The 15,354-nt window shown below is 61.9% G+C and carries 18 protein-coding genes; 10 read left to right on the top strand and 8 right to left on the bottom strand.

Annotation, left to right across the window (positions count from 1 at the left end; translation table 11 throughout):
- The 3 genes from QZ522_RS12010 to QZ522_RS12000 all read left to right on the top strand — a co-directional run.
- The coding region (locus tag QZ522_RS12010) for an acetyl-CoA C-acyltransferase (protein ID WP_294611632.1) at positions 1–861 on the top strand (861 nt) is incomplete at its 5' end.
- A gap of 49 nt (positions 862–910) precedes the next feature.
- On the top strand, positions 911–1,366 hold the full coding sequence (locus QZ522_RS12005; protein WP_294611630.1) for a GAF domain-containing protein: 456 nt from the start codon (positions 911–913) through the stop codon (positions 1,364–1,366).
- Between the two features lie 125 nt (positions 1,367–1,491).
- A complete protein-coding gene (locus tag QZ522_RS12000) occupies positions 1,492–2,136 on the top strand; it encodes a pseudouridine synthase (RefSeq protein ID WP_294611628.1) in 645 nt (214 codons plus the stop codon).
- Between the two features lies 1 nt (position 2,137).
- Here the strand turns inward: QZ522_RS12000 and QZ522_RS11995 are convergent, their stop codons facing one another.
- From QZ522_RS11995 to QZ522_RS11980, 4 genes are all read right to left on the bottom strand, one after another.
- Positions 2,138–3,184, bottom strand: coding sequence for a phosphotransferase (locus tag QZ522_RS11995; RefSeq protein WP_294611626.1), 1,047 nt, complete (start codon positions 3,182–3,184; stop codon positions 2,138–2,140).
- A 76-nt stretch (positions 3,185–3,260) separates the two neighbouring features.
- Positions 3,261–4,109 (bottom strand): alpha-1,2-fucosyltransferase, encoded by an 849-nt coding sequence (locus QZ522_RS11990; protein WP_294611624.1) that lies wholly within the window; start codon positions 4,107–4,109, stop codon positions 3,261–3,263.
- Positions 4,106–4,879: a glycosyltransferase family 25 protein gene (locus QZ522_RS11985; RefSeq protein ID WP_294611622.1), complete on the bottom strand. Its 774-nt coding sequence runs from the start codon at positions 4,877–4,879 to the stop codon at positions 4,106–4,108. Before QZ522_RS11985 ends, QZ522_RS11990 begins: the two co-directional genes overlap by 4 nt.
- A 4-nt stretch (positions 4,880–4,883) precedes the next feature.
- On the bottom strand, positions 4,884–6,326 hold the full coding sequence (locus tag QZ522_RS11980; RefSeq protein ID WP_294611620.1) for an aldehyde dehydrogenase family protein: 1,443 nt from the start codon (positions 6,324–6,326) through the stop codon (positions 4,884–4,886).
- Positions 6,327–6,460: 134 nt separating this feature from the next.
- Between QZ522_RS11980 and QZ522_RS11975 the strand changes: the two genes are divergently transcribed.
- Positions 6,461–7,114, top strand: a complete 654-nt coding sequence (locus QZ522_RS11975) for a peroxiredoxin (protein ID WP_294611618.1) — start codon at positions 6,461–6,463, stop codon at positions 7,112–7,114.
- A gap of 26 nt (positions 7,115–7,140) precedes the next feature.
- Here the strand turns inward: QZ522_RS11975 and QZ522_RS11970 are convergent, their stop codons facing one another.
- Positions 7,141–7,740 (bottom strand): methyltransferase, encoded by a 600-nt coding sequence (locus QZ522_RS11970; RefSeq protein WP_294611616.1) that lies wholly within the window; start codon positions 7,738–7,740, stop codon positions 7,141–7,143.
- Positions 7,741–7,885: 145 nt separating this feature from the next.
- Here QZ522_RS11970 and QZ522_RS11965 point away from each other — a divergent pair, with 145 nt between their 5' ends.
- The 5 genes from QZ522_RS11965 to QZ522_RS11945 all read left to right on the top strand — a co-directional run bounded on the left by QZ522_RS11965 (position 7,886) and on the right by QZ522_RS11945 (position 11,693).
- Positions 7,886–8,920 carry a succinylglutamate desuccinylase/aspartoacylase family protein gene (locus tag QZ522_RS11965; RefSeq protein WP_294611614.1) on the top strand — a complete coding sequence of 345 codons (1,035 nt, stop codon included), beginning with the start codon at positions 7,886–7,888 and terminating at the stop codon, positions 8,918–8,920.
- Positions 8,921–8,959: 39 nt separating this feature from the next.
- Positions 8,960–9,667 carry a hypothetical protein gene (locus QZ522_RS11960; RefSeq protein ID WP_294611612.1) on the top strand — a complete coding sequence of 236 codons (708 nt, stop codon included), beginning with the start codon at positions 8,960–8,962 and terminating at the stop codon, positions 9,665–9,667.
- Between the two features lie 230 nt (positions 9,668–9,897).
- Positions 9,898–10,227, top strand: a complete 330-nt coding sequence (locus QZ522_RS11955) for a hypothetical protein (protein ID WP_294611610.1) — start codon at positions 9,898–9,900, stop codon at positions 10,225–10,227.
- 20 nt (positions 10,228–10,247) lie between these two features.
- Entirely contained in the window at positions 10,248–11,048 is an 801-nt protein-coding gene (locus tag QZ522_RS11950) for a DUF2145 domain-containing protein (RefSeq protein ID WP_294611608.1), read from the top strand.
- 39 nt (positions 11,049–11,087) lie between these two features.
- A complete protein-coding gene (locus QZ522_RS11945) occupies positions 11,088–11,693 on the top strand; it encodes a TetR/AcrR family transcriptional regulator (protein ID WP_294611607.1) in 606 nt (201 codons plus the stop codon).
- A gap of 33 nt (positions 11,694–11,726) precedes the next feature.
- On the opposite strand, the gene QZ522_RS11940 is transcribed toward QZ522_RS11945, so the two are convergent.
- From QZ522_RS11940 to QZ522_RS11930, 3 genes are all read right to left on the bottom strand, one after another.
- Positions 11,727–12,410: a hypothetical protein gene (locus QZ522_RS11940; RefSeq protein WP_294611606.1), complete on the bottom strand. Its 684-nt coding sequence runs from the start codon at positions 12,408–12,410 to the stop codon at positions 11,727–11,729.
- 88 nt (positions 12,411–12,498) lie between these two features.
- Entirely contained in the window at positions 12,499–13,158 is a 660-nt protein-coding gene (locus tag QZ522_RS11935) for a hypothetical protein (protein ID WP_294611604.1), read from the bottom strand.
- Between the two features lie 132 nt (positions 13,159–13,290).
- A complete protein-coding gene (locus QZ522_RS11930; protein ID WP_294611636.1) occupies positions 13,291–14,118 on the bottom strand; it encodes a TIGR00730 family Rossman fold protein in 828 nt (275 codons plus the stop codon).
- Positions 14,119–14,198: 80 nt separating this feature from the next.
- Between QZ522_RS11930 and QZ522_RS11925 the strand changes: the two genes are divergently transcribed.
- Entirely contained in the window at positions 14,199–15,140 is a 942-nt protein-coding gene (locus QZ522_RS11925) for a threonine/serine dehydratase (RefSeq protein ID WP_294611602.1), read from the top strand.
- Positions 15,141–15,354: the final 214 nt, after the last annotated feature.

The raw sequence follows: 15,354 nt of genomic DNA, 5'->3' as shown, positions 1-15,354 counted from the left end.
ACCGGCCTGATGATCGCGGGCGGCATGGAATCGATGTCAAACGCGCCCTATCTTTTGCCCAAGATGCGCGGTGGCGCGCGGCTGGGCCATGCCCAGGCGATGGATCACATGTTTCTCGATGGCCTGGAAGATGCCTATGACAAGGGCCGCCTGATGGGTACCTTTGCCGAGGATTGCGCCGAGAAGTTCCAGTTCACCCGCGAGGCGCAGGACGCCTATGCCCTGGGCTCGCTTGAGGGGGCCCTGGCGGCGCAGGCCTCTGGCGCATTCGAGGCAGAGATCGCGCCTGTGACCCTCAAGACCCGCAGGGGCGAAGTGACCATTTCCCAGGATGAACAACCTGCCAAGGCCCGGCCTGACAAAATACCCCAGCTCAAACCTGCCTTCCGAAAGGATGGCACGGTTACGGCGGCCAATTCCAGCTCGATCAGCGATGGTGCGGCGGCTCTCGTGCTGGCGTCGCGGGAAGCGGCAGAGGCGCGCGGCCTCAACATTCGCGCCCGGATCGTCGGTCACGCCAGCCATGCCCAGGCTCCGGGCCTGTTCACGACGGCCCCCGTGCCTGCGGCGCAGAAATTGTTGAAAAAGATCGGCTGGTCGGTCGAAGATGTCGACCTGTGGGAGGTGAACGAAGCCTTCGCCGTGGTGCCCATGGCCTTCATGCATGAATTGGGGCTGGCCCGAGACAAGGTCAACGTCAACGGCGGTGCCTGTGCGCTCGGCCATCCGATCGGCGCCAGCGGCGCACGGATCATGGTCACCCTGCTCAACGCCCTTGAAACCCGCGGCCTCAAACGCGGCGTCGCGGCGATTTGCATCGGTGGCGGCGAGGGCACTGCGATTGCAATCGAGAGGGTCTGATCCGGTTTCGTCTGATCCCCGAATTATTCAGGTGCAAAAGGGAGCGAGCATGCAGATCGACTATGACGAGATCACCAAATCCATCGCTGCGCTGACCGCGGGCGAAACCGACGTGGTGTCGCTGATGGCCACCGTGGTGTGTGAATTGCACCACGCCGATGACAGGTTTGACTGGACCGGGTTTTACCGGGTGACAGGGCCTCAGATGCTCAAGATCGGGCCCTATCAGGGCGGGCACGGGTGCCTTCAGATCCCGTTTTCGCGCGGTGTTTGCGGCGCTGCCGCGCGCAGCGGCGAGGTGCAGCTTGTCGATGACGTGGACGCCTTTGCGGATCATATCGCCTGCGCCAGTTCCACGCGATCCGAGATTGTCCTGCCGGTGCGTGACCGGCAGGGTGCCCTGCTGGCAGTACTGGATATCGACAGCGATCAGCCCGCCGCCTTTACGCAAGCAGATGCAGACCGTCTGGGTGAGATTTTAACGATGGTCTTCGGGCGGCTCTGATCCCGGTGGTGCGCCATGGCAAATGGTCGGTCCTGTGGAATGTGCAGGAGCCTCCGGCGGGGATATTTCAAGCAAGAAGAAAGCCGGTGGTGGTCTAACCGGGCAGCGTGGTGTAAGCCGCACCCATGTCCGAGTATAACCCGCCCACCGACCCGCTTGACGTGCTGCATGACGATCACGAGATCGTGGTGGTGAACAAGCCCGCAGGCCTTTTGTCCGTGCCCGGCAAAGGCGAGCATCTGGCCGATTGCCTGTTGGCGCGGGTGCAGGATGCCTATCCGCAGGCGCTGTTGGTGCATCGGCTGGATCGCGATACCTCTGGCGTGATGATCTTTGCCCTGACCCCGCATGCACAGCGCCATCTTGGTCTGCAATTTGAAAAACGGCAGACCAGGAAGGCATATATCGCACGGGTCTGGGGCAGGCTTGAGCCGAAGACCGGCGAGGTTGATCTGCCGCTGATAGTGGATTGGCCGAACCGGCCCCTGCAGAAGGTCTGTCATGAGACCGGGCGCGCGGCGCTGACCGGGTGGCGGGTGCTGCGTCATGGCGCGGATGAAACCCGTGTGCGGCTTACACCGCACACCGGGCGCAGTCATCAGTTGCGGGTGCATATGCTGGCGCTTGGGCATCCGATCCTGGGGGATCCGCTCTATGCCACTGGCGCGGCCCTGGATTTTCCCCGGCTTATGCTGCATTCCGAGGAATTGCGCCTGCGCCATCCCGACGGCGGCGCCGGGATGAAGTTTCGCGCCAGGGCGCCCTTTTAGATCAGGCGCGCAGAACGCGATCAGTCAGGTTCAGACGTCCGGCGATAATCGGCTTGAGGGTCGCGGTAAGCTCTGGCTCATCGGCCATCATCTGTTCCAGTTCATCCAGCCGGTTGGTTGCAATCAGCGTCAGCGCATCCATGCGCGCGCTGCCATCGTCATGGCGCGGCAGCGTCGCAACCGGCTGGATCAGTTCGGGCCTAGGGGCGGGGGCCAGTTTTGCAAGCGCTTCTGCCGAAAGATCACTTTCGGCAAAGACATAAAGCCCGACGCCCTTGGCGGGCATGGCATAGGTGCAGATCGCAATCTCGGTGACCTGCGCATGGGCGAGAAGCGCCTCGCGCAGCGCCGGGCCGTCGCGCTGGCTGCGGTCTTCGGTGCCTTCGCCATCGGACCAGTTCATCAGCCGACGGGTGATGAAATTATAGATCCGCTTTCCGGTTGCCATCCAGATCCGCGTCGGCAATGCCTTTTGTGCCAGCAACCTGTGCTCGCAGGGGGTCAGAAGATGCGGTGCATAGGCGCGTTTTTGTTTCAGCATGTGGCGCAGGTCTTCGCGCGCCATGGTGCGAAACAAAATGCCCCGGCGGCGATGGGTGCTGGCCAGCTGAAAGTCGATCACGGCAGCCCGTCCATCCGGCGTCATAAGCCAGTTTTGCGGCTTGGCGATATCGTTATGGGTTACACCGGCACGGCGCATCTCGCGCAACAGGCGCCTGGCATCGCGATACCACGCCGGATCGCTCGGCTTGGCCAGGTGCAGCGGCGTGCCACGGGTCCAGCTGCGCAACAGGCCGGTCTTGTCCGATCGGATCAGGATCGGGCAACCCTCGATCCCCTGCACGGCGGCAAGACCGCGAATTTCCTTGCGCGCCAGAAACCAGGCGATGGGGCGGGCATAAAGCGGTACCCCGTCGAGCCTGCGCAAGACCACCGCCATATCGGGGTGGCCTTCGAGGTGCCCTGAAATGGTCTCGGAAAAGATATCGCGTTTGTGCACGGTTTCGGGCACAAAGCGGGCGTCGGCGATATCTTGGCTTTTGGTCATGGCGTGGGTGTAGTGGGTTTTTCGGCGGTGTGAAAGATGCCTTGCGAGGCCGCCACGCAAGGGCGGGTGTGCGTGCTCAGAGGCGACCCCAGCCGTCCGGGATCAGATCGGGATTCGAAAGCCTGTCGGTTCCGAACCAGTTCTCCGGCGCGATCACGTGTTTGTCGCTGGATGGATTTAGCCAGGCCCCCCACCAGGAAAAGGTCGAATTGGCGATCACGTGATGAGCACAGCGCGACATCAGCGCAAGGTCGAAATGCCCGCCGCTTTCGTCGTTTATGTCGACCACAACCTGCTCTTGCCCAAGATCAAGATTGTCGCGCACCCAACCGGGATCGTTCGAGAAGATGAAACAGCTAAGCTCCCGGCCAAGATCGCGCGTCAGCCGGTCGATGGCCTCCCGGTAATAGGTGGGGGTGCAGGCAGCATAACTTCCCGATGCAAGGTAATCGCCGCGCCGAACATGCACCGATACCGGCGTCTTTGCCTCGGCGATGCGTGCGGCCATGTCGGCATTGGCGCCCTCCAGCGGGGTCGTCATCACGAGATCCTCGCGCAACTGTCCGGCAATGGGGGCGAAATAGCGTTCCGATTGCCAATAGCCATGCAGATAGGTACCGGGACCAAGGTCGAAAAATCCGGGTTCAAATCCCAGCCCGCTTTCGCGGTGAAACCGTGGATTGCGTCCGAAGGCCCGCCACAAACCATAGCGCAAGGCGCCCTCCGCCTTGGCGGGTGGCAGGGTGACGTCGCGGGTGAACCGTGCCTTGCTGAAATGCCCGAAACAGTCGCGCCGCTCACGGGCGCCGGCCACATAGCGGCTGTCGAGTGCAAGCTCACAGCCCAGGTGATCGGCCAGCGCGCGCCCCGCCGCATATTGGAAAAGCTGATTGCCAGCCCCGCCGAACAGCCGGGTGATGATCATTCGACCTCTCCCGTCGCGAGGCCACCCTCGGCGGGGGCTTTGCTGTGGCGCGAGGCGTTGTTTACGGCCCGGCGATAGCGAAAGCGCGACCATTCGCGGCCGAGCTTGGCCAATGGCGGTTTGCGTGCGCCGCCCTGAATGGTCGAGCCGTCAAGTTGATCGGCGATGTCGGTGATCCCGGAGGGCTCAATGGTGGCAGGGCGAAGCCCGGTATGCCAGTGGCTTTGCACGAAGGTATCGACAGGCCGGTCAAACGGCTCGCTGAGCGCCAGAAGATGGCGTGCGGCTTCCTGGCTTATCAATTGCGCGGTGGTGCGCAGGCCGCCGCGTTCGGGCACACTAACCGCGCAGGCGCCCGCCATGTCGATTAGCTTGGCAGGGCCTTTCTGGGGCCGGGTCTGAAGCTGGATATACCCCAGCCGGTCAATATGGCCGAGGCCAAGGCCTAGCGCGGGGCGATAAAGGTCGGGCGTGATTGCCGCGTCATCCTCGATGACAAGAGCGGCATCAAGGCCCCGGCGCACGATCTCGGCCCAGATTTGCCGGTGGCTTAGAAAACAGCCGATTTCACCGGTTTTGAGAGAGAACGGATAGGCAGGGCGGAACAGTCCCGAGCCGACGGTCGACGACAGTTCCGTCGATGACAGGGTTGCGCCATCGACGGCGGGCCAGATTTCGGCCTCAAGCGCGCAGGCGGCAAGCAGGTCGCGCACATTGTCCCGCCGTGCCGTGGCACGCAAAAGATGCAGGACGAACGCGTTGACCTGCATCCGCTCAGGCCCCCGGTGTCCAGCCAGAGACGGATTTGACCTCGAGGAAATCCTCGATACCCCATTTACCGCCTTCGCGCCCGTGCCCCGATTGTTTCATGCCGCCAAATGGCGACCCGGCACCGCGCGACTGACCGTTCATTTCCACCATGCCGGACCGCAGCGCGCGGGCACAGCGGTTGGCACGCGCCGGATCGGTCGTCTGGACATAGTTGGTCAGGCCATAGGGCGTGTCGTTGGCGATGGCGATACCGTCTTCCTCGCTGTCAAACGGGATAATCGCCAGGACCGGCCCGAAGATTTCTTCGCGCGCAATGGTCATGCCGTTGTTCACATCGGCAAAGACCGTGGGTTTTACGAAGAACCCGCGGTTAAGGCCATCGGGGCGGCCGGTGCCACCGGCGACAAGGCGCGCGCCCTCGTCGATGCCCTTCTGGATCAGGCCCTGGATCTTGTTGAACTGAACCTCATTGACCACCGGACCGATATGGCGGCCCTCGACGCTTGCCGGGCCGACGGTGATGCTGTTGGCGGCGGCGGCGGCGGTTTCGACGGCGGCGTCGTAGATCTCGCGCTGCACAAGCATCCGCGTCGGGGCGTTGCACGATTGGCCGGTATTGTTCATGCAGCGCAGAACGCCGCGTTTCACGGCTTTTTCATCGGCATCGGCAAAGATCAGGTTGGCGCCTTTGCCGCCCAGCTCCAGGCTGACGCGCTTGAGGGTATCCGCGGCGGACTTGGAGATAAGCCGACCCGCGCGCGACGAGCCGGTAAAGCTTATCATATCGACATCGGGATGCACGGTAAGCTGGCTGCCGACGCCCGCACCATCGCCGTTCACAAGGTTGAACACGCCCCTGGGAAGGCCTGCGGCGTCGACGATTTCGGCAAAGATGATCGCATTGAGCGGTGATTCTTCAGAGGGCTTGAGCACCATGGTGCAGCCCGCGATCAGACCGGCAATCACCTTGAGGGTGACCTGATTCATCGGCCAGTTCCACGGCGTGATCATGCCGACGACACCGACGGCCTCGTGAATGATGCGGTCATTGGGCGCATGATCCCCCAGGGGTTCGTCGAACCGGAAATCGCGTGCGACCTTGAGGAAGGACGAGATATGCCAGCTTCCGGCGCCGACTTGTTGTTCGCGGGCCATGTCGATCGGGGCACCCATTTCAAGGCTGATCGCCTGGGCCATATCTTCGGCGCGCGCCTTGTAAGCCTCTAGAATCTTTTCGCAATATGCGATACGCTCGTCGGGCGGCGTTGCCATCCAGGCCGGGAAGGCGGCCTTGGCTGCGGCGACGGCGGCATCGGTGTCGGCCTGACCGCCAAGCGAGATCACCGCGCAGGGTTCTTCGTTCGAGGGGTTTATGACGGCGTGCTCGTTGGACGCAGAGGGGTTGACCCAGGCACCGTTAATATAGAACTGACGTTTCTCGATCATGGTTGACCTCCATAAATTTGGCGGCACTGTGTCAGGGGTCATGCCAACCTGCAAGGTTGGAATTCTGGTGGCGCGGCGGAATTTGATCAAATTGCCGCGCGCCGCGTAACCGCAACACAAAAAGGACGCATCCTATGGGCCTTCGTATCAATGACACTATCCCAGATCTGAGTGTTGAAACAGATCTTGGCACGTTTTCGCTGCATGAGTGGATCGGCGACAGCTGGGCGATCCTGTTTTCGCACCCCAAAGACTTTACCCCCGTCTGCACCACCGAATTCGGCGCCGTCGCGCGGCTTGCCGATGAATGGGAAAAGCGTGGCACCAAGGTGATCGGTGTCTCGGTTGACGGTGTCGAAGAGCACAAGAAATGGAAAGCCGATATCGAGAGCTATGGCGGCGCCAAGCCCGGCTTTCCGATCATCGCCGACGAGGGTCTGGCGGTGTCGAAGGCCTTTGATATGCTGCCCGCCGAGGCCTATATGCCCGATGGCCGGACCCCCAACGACAGCGCCACGGTGCGCAGCGTCTTTATCATCGGTCCTGACAAACAGCTCAAGCTGTCGATGACCTATCCAATGAGTGTGGGGCGCAACTTTGCCGAGGTGCTGCGTGCGCTAGATGCCTTGCAGACCACCACCACGAACGGCGTGGCCACGCCTGCCGATTGGACCGTCGGCCAGGATGTGATCATTCCGCCCTCTGTCAGCAATGAAGAGGCCAAGGCCAAGTTCGGCGAGTTTGATGCCGTTCTGCCCTATCTGCGCAAGACCAGGCTTCCGGGCTAAGCCCCGGACATCCGGCGCGGCAGTTATCAGTCGCGCCGGAACTGCGCCATCTGGCTGGCGCCGCCAAGGTGGGGATGCGCGCCGCCTATATCGCTCAGGCTGACGGCATAGCCGCGCCGCGCCGCGATCCCCTGTGCCCATTTTGCAAACTTCGCGCGCCCCCATTCAAAGTGATGGCCGGGGTGGCGAAAGCGGTGTGCCGGAACGCCGAGGATCGGGTTGAAATCGGCATTCGGGGTGGTGATCAGAACGGTTTCGGGCCGCATATCCCCAAACAGAGCATTTTCAAGCCGGGGCAGATCGCCAAGCGGCAGGTGTTCGATGGTTTCCACGAGGCAGGCGCAATCATAGCCGCGCAGCTTCGGATGCGCCTTGGTCATCGAGGCATGCGCAAGGCTTATCTTGGCGCGGCTGTCTTCCGTCAGCCTGTGCAGCTCGGCCTGAAGTGCGGTGAGAGAGGGCATATGGATATCAAGCCCCGTGATCCGGGTGATCCGGGGCAGGGGCGCCAGGCGCAGGATCAGGTCGCCATCGCCACAGCCGAGATCAAGCAGCGTCCGCGCGCCGCTTTGCACCACGGCGGCGATGATCGCGCGCAGGCGATCCTCGTGCAGGGCGCTGGTCATCCTGTGATCCCCGGCATGCTGGTTGTCCCTCTTGTGTCCCCAACGCCTTAGCCGCGCAGGCGGGTCGGGATCAAGCGGGGGCTGGCATGGACAGTCACACGATTTTTGCCTATCGCTTGCAGCAGGCAAGACAAACGAGGACAGCATGGACCGGCGCGCCCCCTTCGAGATCAACGGCGAGAAGATTGCACCGGGCACCCGCCGCACCGTCGATATCCCTGTCAGTACCCTGTCCAACCACACGCCGGTGAACCTGTCGGTGCATGTCATTCACGGCAAACGGCCGGGGCCGGTTCTGTTCGTGTCGGCGGCCATTCACGGCGACGAGGTGATCGGCGTGGAAATCATGCGCCGCCTGTTGCGCGCCACGCCGCTCAAGTCGGTCGCGGGCACGCTTTTGGCGGTGCCGATCGTCAATACTTTCGGGTTTCTCAACCATTCGCGGTATCTGCCCGACCGGCGCGACCTGAACCGCTGTTTTCCGGGGGTGTCCGAGGGGTCTATGGCGTCGCAGCTTGCGCATATCTTCATGACCGAGGTGGTGCAGCGTTCCGATTTCGGGATTGACCTGCACTCGGCGGCGATCCACCGCACCAACCTGCCGCAGATCCGCCTGACGCCCGGCAATACCCGGCTGGCCGAGTTGGGCCTTGCCTTTGGGGCCCCGGTGATGATGGAATCCAGGCTGCGCGAGGGATCGCTGCGCATGGCTGCGGAAGAGGCGGGGGTTGACGTTCTGCTTTACGAGGGCGGCGAGGGGCTTCGGTTTGACGAATTTGCCGCCCGGGCGGGGTTGAACGGTATCCTGCGGGTCATGCATCAGTTGCAGATGGTCGCCGGAAAGGGTGTGCCGCGCTCTCGCGGTGTGCCGGTCCGCGCAAGCCGCTCCAGCTGGTATAGGGCGCCGCGCGGCGGGCTGTTCCGGGGCTATCTTGCGGTTGGTGACGCGGTGCAGCCGGGCACGGTGCTTGGCGCGATTGCCAATGCCTTTGGCGATGTCGAATCCGAAGTGCAGGCCGATGTGGCCGGCATCGTGATCGGGCGCACCAATATGCCGGTGGTTTACGAGGGCGACGCCCTGTTTCACATCGCCGAAACCACGCGCGGCGAGGCTGCCGCCGAAGACATCAGCGCACATCAGGATGCCGCCCCGCTTTTTGACGAAGATGAGATCATCTGATCCTGCGCGCCGCGCCGGGAAGGATTAAAGGACAACGACATGGCCAAACGCACCACCGATATCAACGACATCGCCTTTGGCGTGATCCGCACGCGGATGCGGCTTCATTTCATGGTGACGCCCAAGGGGGACCGGCAGGCGGTCAAGTATTTCGTGATTGGCCATCCGCGCAACGGCACCACCACGATGCACAAGCTGTTCGTGGCCAATGGTCTCAACAGCTTTCATGATTCCCGCGATTGGGAAACCGGGCGCTATGATGCGTTCTCGGATTTCGGTCAGGTGCGGCCCGTCGCAGCCTATGACCGGACCTATCCCAACGCCCGTTTCATCCTGAATTTCCGCCCCTTGCGCAAATACCTCAACAGCATCGCGACGCACCATCAAAAGGTTTTCAGCGTACAGAATTTCATCAACGAGGCCTATCGCCGCGCCGATTATTTCGCCTGGGTGCTAGAGCATTTCAAGGGCCGCGATGATTTCATCGCGATCAATATCGAGACCCCCGGCGCGGTGCGCGCGGTTGCCGACTTCTGCGGCTTTGACGTCAAAGAACCACCCGAGGGGACCGTCAACAACGTATCGAACCGCCCCAAGCTGCCGCAGAACGCCGTCAATATCGAGGCGGCACTAGAGGCGCTTGACCTCGTGGAAGAGGCCGGTCGCGGCTGTCTTGTGTCCAAGCTTCACGGCACGCGTCAACCCGCGCTTTTGGCCGCGCGCGACAGTGTCCGCTTTGTCCAATAGCCTGATTTGATCCGCCAGGTCGCACAGCCGATGCCACGCAGGACCGGCATCATGTTCTGTTTGCTCCCCCCTCATCCGAAACAAAACCTGTCCGCAGTCCGGTGGTAAGGTCGCCATGCGGGTTCGGTCGGTGTCGGGCGCTTCGTGAACGGTGTTCACAAAAATCTTGACCTGAATATTATGACGATATACGTTTTGTGAACGTTGTTCATGAAAAAGGGGAGTATGTCATGTCGTTCCGCGTCACTTCGCTCGCTTTGAGTGCCAGCCTGCTGGTAACCCCGGCCTTTGCCGGCCCAAGCGGCCAGCATTCCGCACAGTCCGTCGGTCATAGCGCCCAGGCCGCCAGCCATGGCTTGGCCGCGATTTCGACGGGGGCGGCGTCGGTCGCCGCAGTTCCGATTTTCGCCTTCGGCTCAGCACTGGCGGTATCCGGCGCGACGCTTGAAGAGGTCGGTGAAGGCGCGGTTGCACTTGGCAATGACCTGTCACGCGCCGGTGTCGGAAAGCCTGTCCAGACTGGTCGCGTCACGCCGAATGCCGCGCCGGTTCTCGACTGACCTGATCAAAGGATACGCTCATGGGCCGCCTTTTCTCAGTGATGCTCTTCGCGCTGGTTGCCGTGTCGCCGTCCTTTGCGCTTGCCGGAAGCAGCGAGGCCGGAAAAGCCGTCCTGCCTCCGGCCGAGGTTGCGACTTTCTCCAATCGCGTTCAGCAAGACCTTGCCGCGCGCGGTGCGCATGTTGCAATCGTGGCGCGGATGGGGCGCGACCCAAGGGTTTTGCCGCGCGGTGTGCAATACACCCATGTAAGCTATTGGGTCTTTTCTCAGATCACGCGTAGCGACGGAAGGCGCGGGCAGGGGTATCACGTTTACAACCTCTATCAGGACGCCGGGAACCAAACCCGGAGCCGTCTTGTCCAGGACACCCCGGCGGATTTCTTTGCCGGTGCGCACCGCTTGGATGCGGGCATCATCATTCCTGATGTGCGGTTGCAGAAAAAACTGTTGAAGGTGATCGCAAGCCCGACTTACGCCGCCTTGCATAACGCAAATTATTCGGTGCTGGCCAATCCCAATTCCAGCCAATTCCAGAACTGTACCGAACACACGCTCGATGTCATGATGGCCAGCCTCTACAACACCACTAGCGTGCCCCAGATCAAAGCCAATATAGAGGCCCATTTCAAGCCGCAGGTCATTCGCATTGGTGGCTTGAAGCGGCTACTGGCCCCGGCGGCCTCGCAAGCGCTGACCACTGCGGATCACGGCTCTCGCGTTGCGACGGCGACATTTGGGTCTATTGCCCGGTTCATGACCGCGAACAAGCTGGCCAGGGATGTCTATCGGATCACCCCCGACAGCGTTATTCGCTTCTAGAAATTGACTTGGGCGGAAAGTTGTCTCAAGTACCCTCGCATGACAAAACAAGAACGTCTTTCCAAACGCGACCTTAACCTTGCAGATATTCGCGAACGCGCAACGTTGGTTGCCGAGCGCATCGTTCTTGAAGAAGGAGTCGATGCACTGAATGCGCGGCGGCTTGCCAGGGATATCAAGGTATCTGTCGGCTCGCTTTACAACGCCTTCGGAGACCTGGACGCGGTCGTTCGCGCCGTTATCTCAAGATCCGCCGTAATGCTTTCGGACACCTTGCACGCGGCGGTCGAAACCGCGGCACAGGACAAGCGGTCGCGGGTCGTCGCCCTGGGCGAAGCCTATTTTGATTTTGCCACGGCCGAGCCGCAGCGGTGGTGGTTGCTGTTCGAATACAAATCGAACGCGCCGCCGGATGCCAAGGTTCAGGACTTCCAGATCGGGCTTTTGGAAATGCTGATCCGGGCGGGCGATGGCGATCCGAAGTCGGAACAGCACCGACAGTTTTTTCTTTTGTTATGGGCGTCGGTGCATGGGTTGGTGTCCCTTGCGTGCCGGCCAACCATCGTCGCGGTCAACCCAGAGGTCGCGCGGACCTATATCGGCGATCTGGTGGATTCTGGGTTCAATGCTTTCCCGATCTCCTGAAACGGGGGCACCGACCCGATCAGGCCTAGGGGCCTAGGTGACTTTATCCGCGTTGCGCGGCTTGAGAAAGATCGACAGGGTCATCAGGCTGAAGACGAACTCGTAAGGTTCCCATTTTGTCATCATCTGCACGCTCAGGATCACGAGGGTGGCCGCGACGGTCATGAGCATGTGCCGCGTGTCGGGCACCGGGGCGGCAAGCGCATCGGCAATCCGGCGCACAAAGCCAAGGCGGCTGTAAACAAGTGGCAAGATCAGCAGATAAAGCATGATCACCACGGTCAGCCCGCTGCCGAACAGGGTTTTCACCAGCTTGACATCGCCCACCACAAGATTGTGCAGGTTGGTTTCCTGTTGCGCGTTGTTTTGCAGGAAGAACTCGCTTGCCTGCCAATTGAACAACCGGTGGCCCCATGAGATTTCCTCGCCCGAGGCGAAAAAGAACAGCAGCCCGTAAAACCCGGTCAAAAGCGCCGCAGTCAGCCCGCGTTTGCCCCGGAGGGCAAAGGCGTTGCGAAACAGCACAAGCGACGACAGGAACAGACAGATCGCCGTGCCCCATTCCACCGGCCCGTCCTCGGTGGCAAAGCCAAAGCGGAACGCGTCGTGCAGCCCGGTGATGTAGTAGATAACCGTGAACAGCAGGGTGGCATTGGCCATCCCGAAGAGAAAACTATCGGCAACGCTCAGGCGCGAGGGCGCGTTCAGGCGGAACATGGGCAACCTCTTCTTTGTTCGGGTCGGCGGCACTCGGCCCCGAGGGGCGTTTGACCTGTCATATGGTTAGCGGCCTGGACTTGCATGTCTAGCGGGTCTTGTCAGGGTTCTGCGGGAGCAGAAACGTCGAGGTCGCCATGATCGCAAAGATAAGTTCGTAAACCTCCCATTTGCGGGGCACGTCGAGCAGGCCGATGATCACGCTGCCAAGCACGGCAAAAACCGCATGGCGCATCCCCGGCACCGGCGCCGCGAGATGGTCGGCCACGGCGCGGATCAGAGGCACACGCGGATACAATAGCGGAAAGATCACCAGATAGAGCAGGATGACGATGGTCAGCGGCCCACCGAACACCGCCCGCGCCAGACGCAGGTCCCCGACCATCAGATTGTGCAGGTTGGTTTCGCCCTGATAATTGTTCTCGGCGAAGAAATCGCCGCTTTGCCAGCCAAAGATACGCTGGCCCCATGAAATCTCTTCACCAGAGGCGAAAAAGAACAGGAGGGCATAAAACCCGGTCAGGAGCATCGCGAGCGAAAGCCCGCGCCTGCGCAGGCTCAGGGCGTTGCGGGCCAGAACAAGGCTGGCGAACAGCAAAAACAGGGCGGTGCCGTTTTCAACCAGACGGTCCTCGGCGGCAAAGACCATGTGAAAATAACTCGGGTTCACCACGGCGATCACAACACTGGCCATCAGCGTCGCGGCAATCAGGGCCATTAGCAGGCGGTCAATGGTTTCAGCGGTCATCGGATGGCTTTCCATGCGGCTCGGGCGGATATGCGCCCCCATAGGCCAGCGGCCTTTGTTCATCAAGCGCGATCGTGGCGCGGGCGGTGGCGGGCGCGCAAGTCGGCCAATGCCCGCCGACCTTCCGCATGATCACGTCTCTTCCGAGGTCGAGGGCCATGTGTTGATCGCCTCGATCGCCTCTTCCGCGGTTTCGACAAAGCGGAAAAGCTCGAGGTCCTCGGCGCTTATGGTGCCAGCCTCCGAGAGCGCGTCCCAGTTGATGATCGAGCGCCAGAACGCCTCGCCGAACAGCAGGAAGGGCACCCGCCGCATCCGGTCGGTCTGAATAAGGGTCAGGGCCTCGAACATTTCGTCAAGCGTGCCAAAGCCGCCCGGAAAGACGCAGATCGCCTTGGCGCGCATCAGGAAATGCATCTTGCGGATGGCGAAATAATGGAAGTTGAAACAAAGCCCCGGCGTGACATATTCATTTGGCGCCTGCTCATGCGGCAGCACGATATTAAGCCCGATCGACGAGCCCCCCGCATCCGCCGCGCCGCGGTTGCCGGCCTCCATCACGCCGGGCCCGCCGCCGGTGGCCACCACCAGTTCGCGGCCATAGGTGGCCATGGATTTCTCGGTGATCAGCCGCGAGAATTTGCGCGCCTCGTCATAATAGCGCGACAGGTTGGCCAAGGTTTCGGTCCGCGCGCTGGCCTTGTCGGCTGGGGCCGGGATGCGCGCACCACCGAACAGGACCACGGTGCTTTCGATGCCGCGTTCATTCAGGATCATTTCGGGCTTCAGCAGTTCCAGTTGAAGCCGCACCGGACGCAGCTCGTCGCGCAACATGAAATCGGGATCGGCAAAGGCAAGGCGATAGGCCGGCGCGCGGGTCTGCGCGGTGTCGGGCACCTGCTCGGCACTGGATCGGTCGGAGCCAGCATCGCGGAACTGGCTGAGGCGGTCGTCTTTCATCATGAGAGATCCTTGCTTGGGTCTTTACATTCAGGCGTATAGGGTTTGAGCGATCAAGGGAAGTGACAGAGGTGTGACGCATGACTGGGCAGACGGAAATTTCACCGCATGAGATTTCATTGGCGGCGGAGCGGATCAAGCCCCACGTGCGGCGCACGCCGGTCGCGCAAGTGAGTGGCTTTGGCCTTGGCGACCCGGTCGAGATCAAGCTTGAGCAGATGCAGCATACCGGCAGCTTCAAGGCCCGAGGCGCGTTCAATACCCTGCTTGGCGCCGATGTGCCCAGGGCCGGGCTTGTGGCGGCATCCGGGGGTAATCACGGGGCGGCGGTGGCCTATGCGGCGGCGCGCCTTGGTCACCGCGCGCGGATTTACGTGCCCGAAATGGCCGGATCGGCCAAGATCGCCCTTATCCGCGCGCAGGGGGCCGAGCTTGAGGTCGTGCCCGGCGCTTATGCCGAGGCTGCCGAGCGCGCCGCGCGCTATCAGGCCGAAACCGGTGCCATGCAGGTGCATCCCTATGATGGCAGGGCGACGGTGATCGGTCAGGGCACCCTGATGGCCGAATGGGAGGATCAGGGGCTGGCGGCGGATACGGTTTTGATCGCGGTCGGCGGTGGCGGGCTGATCGGGGGGGCGCTGGCGTGGCTTGGCGGGCGGCGCAAGGTCGTGGCGGTCGAGCCGGACACGTCCTGTGCGCTGTATGCCGCCCTGAGCGCGGGGGCGCCGGTCGATGTCGAGGTCTCCGGCGTCGCCGCCAATGCGCTTGGCGCGCGCCGCATCGGGCGGATCTGTTTCGATCTGGCGCAGGGACAGGAAATCGAAAGCATTCTGGTCAGCGATGCCTCCATCACTGCGGCGCAAGGCGCCTTGTGGTGCGAGATGCGCCAATTGGTCGAGCCCGCCGGGGCCACGGCCCTTGCTGCATTGATGTCAGGCGCCTATCGCCCCGCGCCCGGCGAGCGGGTGGCGGTGCTTGTCTGCGGCGGCAATGTCGCCCCCGATCCTTTTGGCGGGACCTGAACCCGGCGATGGGGCGGGATGCGCTCCGCGCGGGAGTATTTATGGAAAGATGAAAGTCCGGGGGATTTGTTAGACTCGCGTGAAATTTACATTGATTATTTCATGGAATCGCCCTAGCGTGAAATATCGATCAATTTTTTCATATTGCGGGGACCATGCATCAGCGGGATATTAGGCGGGCGCAAAGCCTAGGGGCCGATCTTCGCGCGCTGCG

Origin of the sequence: uncultured Roseovarius sp. (assembly GCF_913054395.1) — a bacterium.
Classification (GTDB): domain Bacteria; phylum Pseudomonadota; class Alphaproteobacteria; order Rhodobacterales; family Rhodobacteraceae; genus Roseovarius.
Note: the sequence above shows the minus strand (reverse complement) of the source record. Positions and strands in the feature narration are given on the sequence as shown.